A 16700-nucleotide genomic window follows, 5' to 3' on the forward strand; every position below is an offset into this window, starting at 1 on the left:
TATAAGTTTGAATAATGTTCTATCTGCTTAGCAATAAGTTATAGCTATGTGTAGCCAAACGGAATTTATCTGTGTTAGTTTATTTATTGCGTTGCTTGCTCGTATCAGTCATTAATTCACAAGAAAGGATGTAAGTTTAGGTCTAAAAATTGCTCCAAATATTTGGGTTTAGTCGTGAAGACATACAAATAATTAGAGCAATGTTTAGCTAATTTTATACAGATGATCAGTTTTTTAAAAAATACAGCGTCGAGCTTAGGTAAGGCTAACTTTTTAACCAGAACAGCATTTGGGATATCCTCAGTTGCATGCTTAATCATGGTGCCTTTTGGTGTTAATAATTTCATTCAAGACAGATATGCTGGTGGGGTAACTGCGCTTTTAGTTGCTGGTTTGTTTGCATTAAATGTATTGTTAACTTATCGAGGAAAATATTCCCTTCACTTAAACCTTTTTGGTATTGCACCTGCATTAGCATTGGCGTCGGTAACGGCGATTGTATCACTGAAAGAAATAGGCTCATTTTGGTCATACTTGTGTGTTTTCGGGATTTACTACATATTGCCGTTCGCATATGCAAAATGGACTAATCTCGTTTTTTCACTCGCAGTATTAAGCGCTGCGCTGATTTATTTACCGCAAGATTTGGCGCTTCGCTTTTGCATAGTCTTGATGGGCATTAATATCTTTATCTTTATCTCGATGCGAGAAATTACTAAGACCCAAGTGGAACTGGTAAAACAAGCAAACACTGATGTGTTGACTGGTCTACTTAATCGCTCAAAACTTGATGAACACTTAAATAGGGCTATTTTGGATTTTAAACAGAATAAGACGCCTTCTGCCATTTGTTTAATTGATATCGATCATTTCAAAACCATTAATGACACTTATGGGCATGATACTGGAGATAAGGTGCTAAAAAACTTAGCAACAGAATTGCAAAATATGATCAGTGACAACGACTATTTGTTTCGAATAGGCGGTGAAGAATTTTTATTATTATTAACAGATACAAAAGCAAAAGATGCATGGAAGGTTGCCGACGCCATAAGAGCGATTGTAAGTGAACTACCTTTGTTAAAAGAGCAAGAAGTGACGATGAGTATCGGAGTTGCTGCGGTAAAAGCGGAATATGATTGGAAGTTGTGGATGAAAAGTTCAGATGCAAAACTATATGATGCTAAACGAAATGGCAGAAACCAAGTGGTAAGTTAATGATTTTGAAGTGTCGCACTTAATCAAAAAACTGTGTTAATTCACAATAATGGCGACGACATAAAGACACATATTTCTCGTTGCCACCAATCTCAACTTGAGCACCTTCTTGAGTAATAGCGCCATTTTCGTCGACTTTAGCAACAAAGTTCGCTTTTCTTCCGCAATGACAAATTGTTTTTAATTCATTCAGTTTATCTGCCCACGCTAATAGATAGTGACTGCCTGAAAACGTTTCTCCTTTGAAATCTGTTCGCAGTCCATAAGCGAGCACTGGAATATCTAACTGGTCGACTATTTGTAGACACTGCTTAACCTGCGCTTTGTTTAAAAATTGCGCTTCGTCTATAAACACGCAACTTAACTTCTCTTTAGTGTGCAAACTATGCACTGTTGCGAAAAAATCAGTATTTTGGTCAAATAAATCTGCATCAGATTGCAGACCAATGCGAGAAGCAATTTTACCATCAGCAAAGCGATTATCTAATGAAATAGTAAACAGTGCTACCTGCATGCCTCTTTCTTTGTAGTTGTATGCAGACTGTAATAATGAGGTTGATTTACCCGCGTTCATTGCAGAATAGTAGAAATAGAGTTGTGCCATTAAATTTTTCTTATTGTGAATGGTTAAATCGAAATACTTTATTGTTTGGATGATAGCAAGTTTATTATTGTAGCCTCAAGGCTTTGGCATAATTAAACAAACATAAAAAAAGCGATAGGCAAGTACCTATCGCTTTGTGCGTAAATGTGTTTCAAATACTTACGCCATAAACTTACTTAAGCAGCAGTTTTTATGCTGCATTTGCTGCCTGTTGCTTATCACTAAGGTCGTCAGTTTCGAGAATTAATTCTAAATCGAAATTAAATTCATCCACTCTTACCGACAACATGCGCTTTTCATTGTAGGCCAATAAAATATCACGTTCTTCCTTATTCAATTCATTCTTCTCGTGCAGTGTATTGACGGCATGTTCAAACGAAATAAAAGGAACAACAGGGGCTTTTCTAAGGGCCTTTTGCACTTTACCCAATAACGGCATAGCCGCATGTTTTGCTTTAAACGCCTGTTCGTTAATATGGTTTCCGTCACCCGGTACAACTACAACCGCACTAGTAATTTGATCTTTTATACTGGTATCTTGCAACGCTGCAGTCGACAAGGTACGAATTAAATCATCACTAATACCACTGACTGATCTGGTATAAGTTGCGGTTAATGCCCTCATCAATATTCTAGTTGGGGCGTTAGGGAAATTATTGACAAAGTCTACAATCGCTTTTTCACCTTGCTGTAATGACCACTCCATCGCATACTCAAAATAGGGTAACGCTAGATGACGGTCCTGTACTTTCTGTTCGTAATATCGAATTGCCGCCATGCCTGCATAGACATAACTAATGACATCTCCTAAACGTGCTGACAACAACTCAGCTTTTTTAAGGTCACCGCCTAATACTAACAATGAAAGATCAGCTAACGGAGCCAGTTTTGCTGAAAGAGCATTAATACGCTTTTCATATTTTCTGACTTCAGAAAAACTACTGTCACTATTGCGCATAAATGGTAAGTAGCTTTTGACAGTGCTTCTAAAGGCGTTTTTAACACTGAAGCTCACGGTTTTACCAAGCACCTTATTAAATTGACTATCAGCGCTCTTATCATTTGAATGGATCAAATCAACCATATCTTTTAAATGTGGGTGGCAACGCATGGCACCTTGACCAAAAATCATCAAGTTACGTGTTAAAATATTGGCACCTTCCACCGTGATTGCAATGGGCAATGCGGAATAACCATTTGCTAATGTATTTTGAGGGCCTCGCTGAATTGCTTTACCAGCTTGCACATCCATTGCTGAGTTGAGCACATCACGGCCTAACTCAGTCATATGGTATTTAGCAATCGCGGTAACAACAGATGGTTTTAAACCTTCGCCGAGACCTTCAGTTGTTAAAACTCGCATAGATTCTAGTAAGAAAGTTTTGCCTGCAATATCGGCAAGTTTATCTTGGATGCCTTCAAATCTGCCAATAGGCACACCAAATTGTTCTCTCACAAATGAATATTCTGCGGTGGATTTAAAAGCAGATTGGGCCGTTGCAACACCCATTGCAGGTAGAGAAATGCCTCTTCCTGCACCTAAGCAGCTCACTAACATTTGCCAGCCTTTACCAATGTTTTTCTGTCCGCCAATAATGAAGTCCATGGGAATGAATACATCACTGCCCCTAGTAGTGCCATTATAAAAACGCACACCCATTGGGTCGTGGCGATTACCAAGCTCTACCCCAGGATGTGACTTTGGAAGTAATGCGCAGGTAATACCCAGTTCTAATTCGTCGCCTAATAGTTGGTCAGGATCAAATACTTTGAAAGCAAGACCTAGCACAGTAGCGATGGGTGCAAGCGTAATATAACGTTTATCCCAGCTTACTTTTAAGCCGATTACTTCTTCACCTTCCCAAGTGCCTTTTGTGACAATGGCTGCATCAGGAATAGCGCCTGCATCTGAACCAGCTTCTGGACTGGTAAGGGCAAAACAAGGAATGTCTTGGCCAACCGATAGCTTTGGTAACCAGTAGTTTTGTTGTTGTTCTGTACCGTAATGCATTAATAGCTCGCCTGGTCCAAGCGAGTTGGGTACCATCACTGTTACTGCTATTGCGCCGCTTTTAGTCGCAATAGTTGTCACCACAGTTGAATTAGCGTAAGGGCTAAATTCTAATCCGCCAAATTTCTTGGGGATGATCATGGCGAAGAATTTTTCTTTGCCCAAAAAAGACAATATTTCGTCTGGAATATGCTTGCTGTTTTGCAATTCGAAATCGTCGATCATTTTGATCAACTGTTTTACAGGGCCGTCCAAAAACGCTTGCTCATCAGCGCTTAGCCTTGCATGAGGTAACTGACGAAGGGCTGCCATATCCGGCTTACCCTGATAAATTGAAGATTCGATCCATACGTCTCCGGCGTCTAATGCTTCCTGTTCTGTTACTGAAATTGGAGGTAACATTTTTCGTAGATTGGTTCTTAAACTCATATTAACTTATCCGCTCATCTGACCAGTTGGGCGAGTATAAAAACATAATATGAGTAAAAGGTCAAAATTCTTTTCTATTAATGCTACACTTGACGTGTATATTTGAGCTTACAAATAGAGGTTCTTGAGTACGCTTTTCTGATTTAACTTCCTGATAAATCTGCCGTTAAAGCTAATTATAAAAATCATCAACAGGATGACTTATGCCAAGTTTACAAAAACGAATGTTCATGCTTTTTTTCATATTACTGGGCTTCATGAGTATCAATCAGAGTGTGGCAAAAGATCCTGAAAAAGGATTGCAAATAGCAAAGGAAGTGAAAAAGAGGGACACCGGGTGGATTGACACTACGGCATCTCTAGAGATGATACTGCGTAATCCAAGTGGTGACGAATCGGTGCGTGAGATTAGAATAAAAACGCTGGAAATCGAAGATGATGGTGACAAAGCGCTGACTATTTTTGATCAACCCAGAGACGTGTCTGGTACCGCTTTTTTAAGCTTTTCTAAAGTATCAGGTCCTGACGATCAATGGATTTACATGCCAGCGTTAAAAAGAACAAAGCGTATTTCGACTCGAAACAAGTCTAGTCCTTTCATGGGCAGTGAATTTGCTTTTGAAGACATGACATCGTTTGAAATAGAAAAATTTACGTTTGCATACATCAAAGATGAAACCATAGATGACGTGGAATGTTATGTTGTAGAACAAATTCCGACTGATAAATATTCAGGTTACAGTTCACAATTGGTTTGGATAGACAAAGAGCACTTTAGAGTGCAAAAAATCGAGTTTTATGATCGTAAAAAGGCTTTGTTAAAAATAATGCAAGCCAGTGACTATGTCCAATATCTAGATAGATATTGGCGTGCAATGCGGGTTGACATGGATAATATGCAAACGGGTAAAAGCACAACACTGCTAACGAGTGACATAAACTTCCAAACGGGTTTGGATGACTCTGACTTTAATAAAAATGCCTTAGCGCGTTTACGTTAATGAAATCAGTTAGTTTTGTAACATTTTTAAAAAGGGATGATTACGTGAAAACAAAAAGCGAACTTTTAAACTTTAGACGTCTATTGGCAACTGCTTTATTTCTGGTTTTATGTTTATCAAATAATGCACTTGCAGACATTCAAATTGATGGCCAAGTAGCAATAGAACAAAGAGTCTTCATAGAAGATAGCTTGTTTCCTGGGCAAGCGAACAGTCAAGCTTCAATTGCTATTGCCCCTCAATTTGAAACTCAATTAGGCGATGCATACATTACATTTACCCCTTTTGCGCGCATAGATCAGCGCGACGAAGAACGTAGTCACGTAGATATTAGAGAATTGTTGGTTTCCTATTTTTTTGATAACTGGGAAGTTAGGGCGGGCATTGGGCGTGTATTTTGGGGGCAGACAGAGTCATTACATTTAGTCGATATTATTAACCAAACTGATTTTATAGAATCAATAGATTCTGAGGACAAGCTGGGTCAACCCATGCTAGACCTAAGGTATTTACTAGATTCCGGTGCGATTAGTTTTTATGTTTTACCCTATTTTAGAGAACGAACTTTCCCAGGGATAGAGGGCCGGTTACGCGGACAACTACCTTTAGACAATGACTTTGCTCAATACGAATCAGAAGACGAAGAAAGTAACGTTGACTTTGCAGTTAGATGGCAACAAAGTATAGGCAATTTGGACTTTGGATTATCGTATTTTGACGGCACAAACCGCCTGCCAGAGGTGACCTTTGCCGTTGATGAAAATAATTTATTGGCCGCCTTGGCACCTCAATACAATCAATTGCAGCAAGTGAGTATTGACGCGTTGTATGTTATGGACTCTTTGCTATTAAAGCTCGAAGCACTCAGAGGCAAGTCTTTAAATGATGAATTCTCAGCATATGTTGCTGGCTTAGAATATACTGTCGTTGATTTTTATGACACCGGCTATGACCTGGGTTTGTTAATGGAACATCAGTATGATGAGCGCGAGGAACAAGCCTTTATTTGGGGACAAAACGACTTAATGATAGGTGCTCGTTTGCAACTCAACGATTTTGCTGGTTCTGAAATTTTATTGGGCTATGTTAAAGATCTCGATAATTCGGGTACCTATTCAGCCACCATTGAGGGTTCTACTCGTCTAAATCAGAACTGGCGCTTAGAGATAAATGGATATTTCTTTTCCAGTGACATTCCTCAAGACCCCACTTATACCATTCGGCGAGACGATCATATCAGCTTAAATATTGAGTACTATTTTTAGTCACCAATTATTAAGACTTTTATAAAAGAGCCAATGGGCTCTTTTTTTATGCTCGATTTGGCTTGTTTCTTGCTACTTTTGAATTGATTAGTTGAACTGATATTAATTATAGCCGAGCCTAATCATTCTAGGCCTTAGGAAACATGAATATGCGTACTACCTTCAAGTTGTTTATTGTTATTTTGATAAGCATGTCATTTTGTGCCCATGCAGCGACAAAAGATGGGACATTTTATGCCGTTTCAGCACTAGGTTATGCTGATAATGAATACGTACAAGAAAATTTTGACGGTTTCAGTTACAAACTAAACATTGGTTATGAGCTAAATGCCCAGTGGGCTTTTGAAACAGGTTTTCAATTACTTGTAGATAACAGCGGTAACTTTAATGTTTCGGAGTCATTAGAAGGGAGTCAAGAGATAAACTCACTTTCAGTGTCGGCGCTAGGTCGAGCCTCCAGCAGGCATGGTGAGTTATTCTATCGTATTGGTTTACTCCGACTAGACAGCACATTTGTCGACATTAGTAATGATGAAGAATGTTTGGGGACTTTATTGGCAGATCAAAGTGCTAATTTAATTTGCCAACAAAGAGATAGTTCAATCGCTGGTGTTATTGGTCTAGGTTTCGATTTCTATATTCATCATTCCACCTTATTACGAATAGAAATTGAACATATCGAAGGCGAAAATGATTACAGTGCGCAAGCTGTTTATATTGGCTTCCGCTTAAATTTTTGATGTCACCGACGTTTTATTGAAATTTTCTTGCTAGAGTTTATCCTGCAATTATTAAATGCTTGATTCAGTTTGGCGAGGCCTTTTGATCTTTTATTAAGGCCTTTCTTATAAAAAGAGAACAAGTTAAAACGGTTTAGACTGATGAAAAATGAGTTAGATAGTAGGTTTTTACTAAGTGTGTTTGAAAAAGTTCGACAAAATGGTGATAAAGACGGCGAAGCACATATCTTAGAGGGCGTAAAAGCTTATACAGATTTTGACGGATACACGTTATTTATAGAAGATGCATTAGTCAAACTCAGCTTTGGGTTTCACAATCAGTATCACTTTGACTACGAGTCCGCCTCTCACTATGAAGCATTTGAAAAAAAGTTAAAAAATATTGTTAATCAATACTAAGCCTTGTACTCGCTTAACAGTACTTGGTTTATGGCATTAAAAATCTCAACACAACAAAAAATCTGCAAAGGCTTTTGTCTAAAACACGCCTAAGGTAAACTAAGTGCCTTATTCAAATTAAGGGACCTGCTTTGTCAGCAAATTCAGATTCAATTAAATCAGTCGATGCTCCTGCTTTCCAATGGCAGTTTATATTGCCCCAATATTGGCTTATATGGCTAGGTGCTGCTGTGTTGTATTTGCTTTTATGGCTGCCATTTCCATGTATACGTATACTCGGTAAAGGGTTTGGTCAGTTGATTAAGTTGATTGCTCCAAAGCGAGTTGACATTGCCAGACAAAATATAGCGCTTTGTTTTCCTAAGTGGTCTGAAGAAAAAGTAAACAAGGTGTTTAAGGCCAATTTAGATCGTACTGGTATGGCTTTGTTTGAAACCGGAATGGGTTGGTGGTGGCCAGAATGGAGAGTCAAAAAACACTTTCATGTAGAGGGCTTTGAGGACGTACAAAAGGTACTGGATAGTGGTAGAGGCATTTTTGGTCTCGCTTTACATAATGTCAATTTGGAGTTTGCGTGCCGTGGTATTGGTTATACCCACCAAATTATTGCCTTTTATCGTAAACACAACAATCCATTGATGGATTATCTGCAATACCACGGTAGAAATCGTTCTAATAAGTATATGGTGCACAAGCGAAATTCAAAGGCGTTTATTCAAGCCATGGATCAAGGTGAGTTATGTATTTATATGCCAGACCAAGATTATGGTGCCAAACAGTCGATTTTTGTGCCCTTTGGTGGTGTTGAACAAACAGCCACTACCACTGGTACTTTAATGTTTGCTAGCCGCACAAATGCTGTCCCTTATTTGTTGACACCACAATATACTAGCAGCGGTTATAAAATTAAGTTTACCTCCGCATTAGATTATTTAGGTGATCCTGAGAATGCTGAAGAAGCGTTAACCAGGCTAAACGAAGAGTTATTGACGCTTGTAGAAGAACAACCTGAAAGCTATTTGTGGATGCATAAACGTTTTAAATCTAGACCCGCCAATGCGCCTGAATCTCTGTATAAGTAATCTTATATTACGTCCAATTGCATAGCGCCAAAAAGCCCCCTGAAAGCTCCCTTGTTGGTGACTTTAGCAATAATGAAATGTGCCGATAAAAATTCATATAAGATGCCGCTATACATGCTTAGCAACTAGAATTTTGGGAACAATAATGAAAGATAGTATGACTAACTTTTGGTTGAAAAGAATTGGCGCAATGCTTGTCGTAATTAGCTGTGCTATCGCTTTTTTAGTCTTCAAACCAGAGCATGCTGACAAGTCAGCAGTCAATACTAAAAGCTTAAAAAACACCAGCGTCGCAGAGAGCGTTAGTAATTTTTATGCAGAATTCAGGCAAACCTCACGCGATCCAATAAAAGAGCGTTACGGTGAATATGTGGTTGTGCTAGAAGAAAATAATGAAGCAGTCAGCGAACTCATAGATAATGTAAGCGACCAACTATACCCACCGATGAGTAATTGGGAAGGAAACTATCAAGAACGCGCTTTTTCATCCCAAAGTACGCTCATGCAAGAGGCAAAAAAATATGCGGCTGCTGAAGGGTTTAACTTAGTGTGGGATTTGAAACACGATTTTATTATTCGCAATCGGTTTCAATCAAATAATACCTTAATAGGCATGCTGGAGGAGATAGCTGGTGCGGTTGATGCTAACTTTGACAAACCTATTTTAGTGTATTTTTGTTTTCAAAAGCGAGCACTAGTATTGACCACAAAGGAAAACAACTTTTTGGCTAATAACTGCCAAAAAAGCCCAGGAAGTTTGGCACAAAACTATTAAATTCTTTTGTTTATTTTTCCTTAAATACCTTATTAAATTCTAAGTTAACTCGTTCTAATATGCTATTTAGTTGATCATCTATGTTTGCATGTGACTCACCAGTTAACTGTAAGTTATGCGAAAGATGACGCAATGTGAGGTAACATTTAGCCAATTCATCTGACTGCTCGCCGCTAAGAATGCCAAGATCAGCCAATGTTTTTAAGATACGCAAATTATCAGACCATATACTCAATTGAGAATCGGTATGGGCATGAGATAAAACCCAATATTGCACCATAAATTCCAAATCAACTATGCCGCCTGGAGCATGTTTTAAATCGATGCTATTTTTTTGGGGTTTGTACAAATGCTCGCGCATTTTTACACGCATATCATACACATCATTCTGCAGTGTAAATATGTTCCTTTTTAATCCTAAAACACGTCGCCGAATTTCATTAAAGCGATTTACTAAATGTGTTTCACCAATTATTGCTCGACTTCGGACTAATGCTTGGTGTTCCCATGTCCACGCATTATTTGTCTGATAGTCACCAAAGGTATCTATATGACTTACTAGCAGGCCAGAATTCCCTGAAGGACGTAGTCTTAAATCAATTTCGTAAAGCACACCACTGTATGTTTTTGTGGTACACAAATGAATGATACGTTGGACCAACTTGATGTAGAATTCTTGATTAGTAATTGCTTTACGGCGACCTGTGTCATTTGTCATTTTATCTAAAGCGGCAGAATGTACAAAAACCACGTCTAAATCAGAGCCGTAGCTCAATTCAAGCCCTCCTAACTTTCCATATGCAATCAATGCAAAGTTTTTTTGCTTATTTTGGTTTCCTGTCGGCTCACCAAATGTTTGACTGATTTGCTCCCATGCATATTCAATTACTTGTTGCATGATAATTTCGGCTAGCACCGTTAATTTATCACTCACTTTATTGGTTGATAAAGTACCTGAAATATCTGCTGCAGCTATTCTGAGTTGATTACAGTGCTTAAATTCTCGCAGTGTTTCCATAACCCGTTCTATATCGGCAAGTTCAACACGCAATAAGCTTTGGCGCAAACTTGCGGTAGTTTCTTCTTTGTATTCAGATAAAGAAATGTTGTCACTGACTAGATATTGTGGGTGCAATAATTCGTCTAACAACAAAGGGTATTGCGCTATTTGTTGACTGATCCATACACTTTTTTTGCATAGGTTCAAAAGCCGTTTACGAACATCTGGTTGTTCTACTAATAAATCTAAATATGTGACCCTACCGCTTATAGTATTTAGTATTTTAAAAATACCCTCAATTTGATGAATATTGTTTCTTATCTCCAATTCACTGAGTAATAGCGGTATTAAACGATTTAGCGTATTGAGTGTTTTGGCACCCAGCCCCATACGGTTCAGCTTCTTCTTGAGTGCCGTTAAATTTTCATATAGGTCTGTTGTGGCTTGTTGAGAGAATGTATCTGATAAAATATGCAAACACTCTTCTTTGCTTAATGATAAGTGCCATATATCGTAAAAGCTTGTATTTTTTGCTTCGTGTTTTACATCTTCAAGATTAGCGTCTCCAATAACACTAACAAACATTGTATTAATTGTGTTCATTGCACCAAAACAATCATTTTTAATTTCGTCAATTGAATTGGCTCCTAAGGCTTTTCCTAGTCGCCACCACCCCGCGTCATCCTGAGGCAAGGTCTGAGTTTGTTCATCGTTTATTTGTTGTAAGCGTTGTTCAACTTTGCGTAAATAAAGATAAGCGACTCGTAAAGTATTTCCTTCTTTCTTGCCCAGCAGTTCAGCTTGACATAAACATTCAATACTCTCTAAAAATGAAGGGGTTTGGATACTTTCAATACGTCCAGCATGTATCAATTGTATACTTTGAATGAAAAATTCTGCTTCTCTTATGCCGCCTTTTCCTAATTTTATATTGTCTCTGATTTGACGCCTTCGCACTTCTTTTTCTATCAGTAATTTCATTTCCCTAATTGCGTCTATAGTGGTGTAGTCTAGGTATTTACGATAAACAAAAGGTTTAATGATGGCATAGAGCTTTTCATTAAAAGCAGTCTTGTTAATGATACGCATTTTTTGCATGGCAAACCTTTCCCAATGACGCCCTTGGTCTTGGTAATAGGTTTCAAAGGCACTAAAAGAAAGTACCAAAGGACCACTTTCTCCGAGTGGCCTAAGTCTCATATCGACCCGATATGCTTGACCATTTGCAGTACGAGTGTCTAATAATCGAATAAATTGCTGAGCAAGACGAGTGAAAAAAGCTTGGTGTTCAATTGGTTTGCGTGGCCCTTGGCTGCTTCCATTTGTTGGATAAACAAAAATCAAATCAATATCAGATGAAAAGTTTAGTTCGCGTCCGCCAAGTTTACCCATTCCCAAAATTAATAATTGTTGCTTATCTTGAGGTTCGCCATAACGAGAAACTAATGATTGATAGGTGTATTCATATGTTTTTTCAATAATTGTATCGGCTAAGGCAGAACAAGCTATTAAGGATTGTTCAATAGTTGGTTGATGCAGCAAGTCTAACCAAACTATGCGCAACATTTGTGTATTTCTATACTCCCTAATTATTGCCATGGCTTGCTCGTCATTGCTACAAACTGAGATTTTATTGGCAAAATCCTTTGACTGACTAAGCGAAACCTTATCTGGACAATTTTCAGCAGTTTGGAGAATTTCAATGAAGTGGCTGATATATTGTTCAGCTACTCTTGCGACGAAGGGACTAATAGTAAAGCAGTGCCGAATTTTTGATTGCTGGCTTTTTAATATTTGTGAGTTTAAGCCAAGTGCTTCAGCCTTGCTCATTAAGCTGTCAAATTGAGTAGAAAATTGTTTATCGAGTGATTCTAAGTTCTTTTGCACGTGAATATCTTAGTCATTTGCGTCAATTTTACTTACTATATCATTCAATCTTCAGGTAGAGTTAGCGTCTAAGAATGTTAGGTGTTAAAAATGTATCGTAACAGTCAACAAAATATAATGTCTGTTTATAATCGGATGTAAAAGTTAATTTCATGGAACAGTTAGTTAAGCTTGTCCCTTTGTCTGGTAATCTTGTTATTTACTTACTTATTGATTTAAGTATCGCGATTTTTCTACTTTTTGCAATTCGCTCCCTGTCAGGTTATTTTAATAAAATCAGTGTAAGAGAAGAATTGGGCGAGCGCGATAATTTTGCTTTTGGGATCAGTCTAGCAGGAGGAATGTTAGCGCTGACTATTGTGCTCTCAGCAGTTGTAGGCCGCCATGTAGGTATGGGCTTTGATGTAGCTGCAATGAGTATGTTGCTCTTTGGTGCCTTGGGGATATTTTTAGTGAAAATAGGGCGCATCGCACACGACAAATTTGTGCTTAATCGTCTCGACAAAGAATTGATGATCAGGGAAAAAAATGTGTCTGTCGCATTAGTCGATGCTTCTTCTGCCATTGCAAGCGCTATCATTACAAAAAGCATAATTGATTGGGCTCAAGGTACCGATGTTTATGCCTTCATTGCTGTGTTTTCTGGCTCAATAGTGGTTTTATGTGTTTTATTATTAGTGACTAGGATTAACGAATACTCGTTTGCTGAAAATAACCAAAATAGTTCTTTTCAACGCACGTTGTGCAACGGTCAAATTGCTCTAGCTATTCAGCATGGCGGAAACTTAATTGGTATCGCAATAGCCGTATCAACAGCAAGTAAATTATTAATATACAACTCCACGGCTTACATCAGTAATATTACAGGATGGTTAATTATTGGCTTAGCTCTAGCAATTACCTTAATGATAATTACAAGCCTGACTAAACGCTTGGTGCTGATGGGCGTTAATTGGCGTTCTGAGGTCACATTGCAGCATAATATAGGCATAGCTAGTATTGAAGCGATTTTGTCTATAGGGATTGCTTTATTGTTTAGCAATGTTATTTGATGTTACTAAAAAGAGCAGCAAGCAATCTTTGCCCTACATATTACAACAAACCTTGGGTTAATTCTTTTAGCTTAGTTGAATGAATCGCCGTGTGTTTGAATGGCATTTCTACTTGTTTAGCAATAAGTAAGAGTTTGGTTTTTCGAGTCTGTTTCTTGACCCAGATTTCAGCTTGTAGTGCAAAGTGATGATCCTCTAGCTGTGCGCAAAATAATAATTGCAAGGGTCCTTTACCCTTCAAAGCTTTTGCGGTTTTTTTACCATCGGATGAATGTTCCTGAAAACGTCTTTGCCAATCGGTACTAATACCCGTGTATAGGTGATTGTATTTATTTTCAATCATATACAAATACCAAGCTGATGCTGATTTTTCTGTTGTCACTGGTATACTTCAATTAATTTATAAAATTGTTTGAAAGGTTACCATGCATTCATCAAAGTCGTTACCAGATTTTAGTCAAGCCAGGCTACTTATAGTGGGTGACCTTATGCTAGACCGCTATTACCAAGGAGGGACTTCAAGGATCTCTCCTGAGGCACCGGTCCCAGTGGTAAAAGTCGAAGACTGTGAAGACCGACCCGGTGGAGCTGCCAATGTCGCGGTTAACGCTGCAATGTTAGGTGCAAAAGTAACATTAATGGGTTTTGTGGGTAATGACGATGGTGCGCAAGTATTGACCGATTTGTTGGAAGCAAGAAGCGTGAAAAGTGACTTCTTAAAAATAGATGGCTACAACACCATTACCAAACTACGAGTAATGAGTAGAAACCAGCAATTATTAAGGTTAGATTTTGAAAAGTCTTTTGCTGACGTAGGCAAAGCACTTTTGCAAGAACGCTTTGAAAAACATATTGAAGATGCGGACGTGGTTGTGCTTTCTGATTATGCAAAAGGTGGCTTATCTGAGATACAAGAGCTTCTTACTCTTGCTAACAAGTATGGAAAACCCGTCATCGTAGACCCTAAGGGTGATGATTTTACTAAATATAGTGGCGCAACATTAATTACTCCTAATGTAAATGAGTTTGAACAAGTGCAAGGGCATGCAGACAATGAAGCACAATTACATGCCAATGCCATCACCGTGTGCGAAATAAATAACGTTGAACATGTACTGTTAACTCGTTCAGAAAAAGGCATGTCTTTATTTTCCCGTAATGGCAAGGCGCATCATTTACCGGCATTAGCTCGGGAGGTATTTGACGTAACAGGAGCAGGGGATACGGTTGTATCTACTCTAGCCTGTGCTTTGGCGTTAAATACACCAATTGACTACGCTTGCCAACTTGCTAATAGCGCCGCAGGGGTAGTTGTCGCTAAACTTGGCACATCCAGTGTGACAGCAACAGAACTTGCGCTCGCCTTAAATCAAAATAAAACCACAGATGGAGGAGTGTTAAATCAAGAACAACTTATATTAGCAGTAAAGCAAGCACAAGAAAAAGGCGAGAAGGTAGTCATGACCAATGGTTGCTTTGATATCTTGCATGCTGGTCATGTGAGTTATTTGAATGAAGCCGCCGCTTTAGGCGATCGTTTAGTTGTTGCTGTAAATTCAGATGCTTCAGTCACAAAACTTAAGGGAATAGGGCGGCCTATAAACAATGTTAATCGTCGTATGGCTGTTTTAGCCGGACTCTCCTCAGTTGATTGGGTGGTAGAATTCTTCGAAGAGACACCTCAGCGACTAATAAGTGAAGTATTGCCTAATGTTTTGGTGAAAGGGGGCGATTATAAGATAGAAGAAATTGCCGGTGCTGACGAAGTGATAGCCAACGGTGGACAAGTTAACACACTGTGTTTTGAAGATGGCGTTTCGACTACTGCGATAATTTCGCAAATTATTGATGGAAATAGCTAAATGGGTCACCTAGTAGGGATTGTACGTTTACTAGCATCGATAAAAATCGAGTTTTATTAGCATTGACTTTGGTTTACTATATTACGCATAAGATTAAGGAAGCTCTAAAGAATGGACACTAATGACTCCCCTATAAGCAGTCAACTCCTAATGCTTTACCAACTCTTTGCATAACAAACTATACGCTTTTTAAAGGAAATTCAATTTCATGTACGAGAGTTACTACGGATTATCGTCTAAGCCGTTTCAATTAACGCCAGACCCTGAATTTTTTTATGCGAGTAAATTGCACAAGCGTGCAATGTCGTATTTGCAATATGGCTTGTCTCAAGCAGAAGGCTTTATTGTGATTACGGGCGATATTGGTACGGGTAAAACAACCATTGCTAATAGTTTATTGAAGGACATTGAAACTGACATCCATGCCGCCCAAATAGTGACCCCTAAACTGTCACCTGACGAAATTGTGAAAATGGTGGTATCTAAATTTGGTATTGATACCGCAGGAAAATCAAAAACTGACCTACTAGAAAGTTTACAAGAGTATTTACAACAACTCGCTAAAGCTGGTAAGCGTGCTTTGTTAATTGTTGACGAAGCGCAAAATTTGCCACTCGAAACAATTGAAGAGTTGCGCATGTTATCTAACTTTCAAAACGATGGTAAACCTCTATTACAGAGCTTTTTGCTAGGGCAAGCTGAATTACAACCTATTTTGCGCGCACCAAATATGGAGCAATTTCGACAGCGAATAGTGGCTTCATGTCATCTAGCACCGCTTAATTTAGAAGAAATGACCTCTTACATAAAATATCGTTTAGAACATGCTGGTAATAAACGAGACGATTTGTTTTCTGATGGCGCATTCAGCAGTATTCATGAGTTCAGTGGTGGTGTTCCGCGTAAAGTAAATACTTTACTCGACCGTGTACTTCTTTATGGTTTTCTCGAAGAGCTAGAAACATTTTCAGAAGAAGATACTTTGCAGGTGATTGAAGAAGTAAAAGCGGAAATGTTTTTACCTGAAAATGAACAAATCGCCAGCGCTGAAAAGACAAGTGAAAACACAGGCTCAATAAACGCTGAAACGCCAAGTGCGTCATCACAAAATTCGCCAACTCAAAGCGCTTCAACTGCCACTGAGGATAATGTTGATGAGAACACGATTGTTTCTGAAGAACAAACACCACCGCCATTAATTACTCGAAATGGCAATGTTGTACAAGAAGCACAATACTACAAAGATATGCTAGAAGAATTAGTGGATGCACTTGACGATGCAATAAAACATAAAGTTAAGTTAACACAATATATCGACAAGCTCTTGAAGAAGAAATATCAAACCTACGTCCGTTTAAAATCAGACGACAAGTAA

At 38.5% G+C, this 16700-nt stretch carries 14 protein-coding genes; 10 read left to right on the forward strand and 4 right to left on the reverse strand.

Annotated elements, in window-relative coordinates; all coding sequences use genetic code 11:
* Positions 1–222: 222 nt before the first annotated feature.
* Positions 223–1218, forward strand: a complete 996-nt coding sequence (locus RM552_RS01820) for a GGDEF domain-containing protein (RefSeq protein ID WP_311367087.1) — start codon at positions 223–225, stop codon at positions 1216–1218.
* Between the two features lie 19 nt (positions 1219–1237).
* Here the strand turns inward: RM552_RS01820 and RM552_RS01825 are convergent, their stop codons facing one another.
* Both RM552_RS01825 and RM552_RS01830 read right to left on the reverse strand, forming a co-directional pair.
* Positions 1238–1822, reverse strand: a complete 585-nt coding sequence (locus tag RM552_RS01825; RefSeq protein ID WP_311367088.1) for a thymidine kinase — start codon at positions 1820–1822, stop codon at positions 1238–1240.
* Between the two features lie 190 nt (positions 1823–2012).
* Positions 2013–4262 carry an acyl-CoA dehydrogenase gene (locus RM552_RS01830; RefSeq protein ID WP_311367089.1) on the reverse strand — a complete coding sequence of 750 codons (2250 nt, stop codon included), beginning with the start codon at positions 4260–4262 and terminating at the stop codon, positions 2013–2015.
* A gap of 203 nt (positions 4263–4465) precedes the next feature.
* Between RM552_RS01830 and RM552_RS01835 the strand changes: the two genes are divergently transcribed.
* From RM552_RS01835 to RM552_RS01860, 6 genes are all read left to right on the forward strand, one after another.
* On the forward strand, positions 4466–5263 hold the full coding sequence (locus RM552_RS01835) for an outer membrane lipoprotein-sorting protein (protein WP_311367090.1): 798 nt from the start codon (positions 4466–4468) through the stop codon (positions 5261–5263).
* Between the two features lie 44 nt (positions 5264–5307).
* Positions 5308–6528: a hypothetical protein gene (locus RM552_RS01840; RefSeq protein WP_311367091.1), complete on the forward strand. Its 1221-nt coding sequence runs from the start codon at positions 5308–5310 to the stop codon at positions 6526–6528.
* 149 nt (positions 6529–6677) lie between these two features.
* Positions 6678–7268: an outer membrane beta-barrel protein gene (locus RM552_RS01845; RefSeq protein ID WP_311367092.1), complete on the forward strand. Its 591-nt coding sequence runs from the start codon at positions 6678–6680 to the stop codon at positions 7266–7268.
* Between the two features lie 141 nt (positions 7269–7409).
* Positions 7410–7667, forward strand: a complete 258-nt coding sequence (locus RM552_RS01850; protein ID WP_311367093.1) for a DUF3081 domain-containing protein — start codon at positions 7410–7412, stop codon at positions 7665–7667.
* A gap of 131 nt (positions 7668–7798) precedes the next feature.
* The gene (gene lpxL, locus RM552_RS01855) at positions 7799–8749 is read left to right on the forward strand and encodes an LpxL/LpxP family Kdo(2)-lipid IV(A) lauroyl/palmitoleoyl acyltransferase (protein ID WP_311367094.1); all 951 of its coding nucleotides are present in this window, start codon (positions 7799–7801) and stop codon (positions 8747–8749) included.
* 145 nt (positions 8750–8894) lie between these two features.
* Positions 8895–9524, forward strand: a complete 630-nt coding sequence (locus RM552_RS01860) for a TcpQ domain-containing protein (RefSeq protein ID WP_311367095.1) — start codon at positions 8895–8897, stop codon at positions 9522–9524.
* A gap of 10 nt (positions 9525–9534) precedes the next feature.
* On the opposite strand, the gene glnE is transcribed toward RM552_RS01860, so the two are convergent.
* Positions 9535–12411 (reverse strand): bifunctional [glutamate--ammonia ligase]-adenylyl-L-tyrosine phosphorylase/[glutamate--ammonia-ligase] adenylyltransferase, encoded by a 2877-nt coding sequence (glnE, locus tag RM552_RS01865; RefSeq protein ID WP_311367096.1) that lies wholly within the window; start codon positions 12409–12411, stop codon positions 9535–9537.
* Positions 12412–12563: 152 nt separating this feature from the next.
* On the opposite strand from glnE, the gene RM552_RS01870 reads away from it, so the two are divergent.
* Positions 12564–13463, forward strand: a complete 900-nt coding sequence (locus tag RM552_RS01870; protein ID WP_311367097.1) for a DUF350 domain-containing protein — start codon at positions 12564–12566, stop codon at positions 13461–13463.
* Between the two features lie 40 nt (positions 13464–13503).
* Here RM552_RS01870 and RM552_RS01875 read toward each other — a convergent pair whose 3' ends face one another.
* The gene (locus tag RM552_RS01875; protein WP_311367098.1) at positions 13504–13845 is read right to left on the reverse strand and encodes a GIY-YIG nuclease family protein; all 342 of its coding nucleotides are present in this window, start codon (positions 13843–13845) and stop codon (positions 13504–13506) included.
* A 43-nt stretch (positions 13846–13888) separates the two neighbouring features.
* Here RM552_RS01875 and hldE point away from each other — a divergent pair, with 43 nt between their 5' ends.
* Together hldE and RM552_RS01885 are read left to right on the forward strand one after the other, a co-directional pair.
* Entirely contained in the window at positions 13889–15325 is a 1437-nt protein-coding gene (gene hldE / locus RM552_RS01880; RefSeq protein ID WP_311367099.1) for a bifunctional D-glycero-beta-D-manno-heptose-7-phosphate kinase/D-glycero-beta-D-manno-heptose 1-phosphate adenylyltransferase HldE, read from the forward strand.
* A gap of 208 nt (positions 15326–15533) precedes the next feature.
* Positions 15534–16700 (forward strand): XrtA/PEP-CTERM system-associated ATPase, encoded by a 1167-nt coding sequence (locus RM552_RS01885; protein ID WP_311367100.1) that lies wholly within the window; start codon positions 15534–15536, stop codon positions 16698–16700.

Origin of the sequence: Glaciecola petra (assembly GCF_031846345.1) — a bacterium.
Classification (GTDB): Bacteria; Pseudomonadota; Gammaproteobacteria; order Enterobacterales; family Alteromonadaceae; genus Glaciecola; species Glaciecola petra.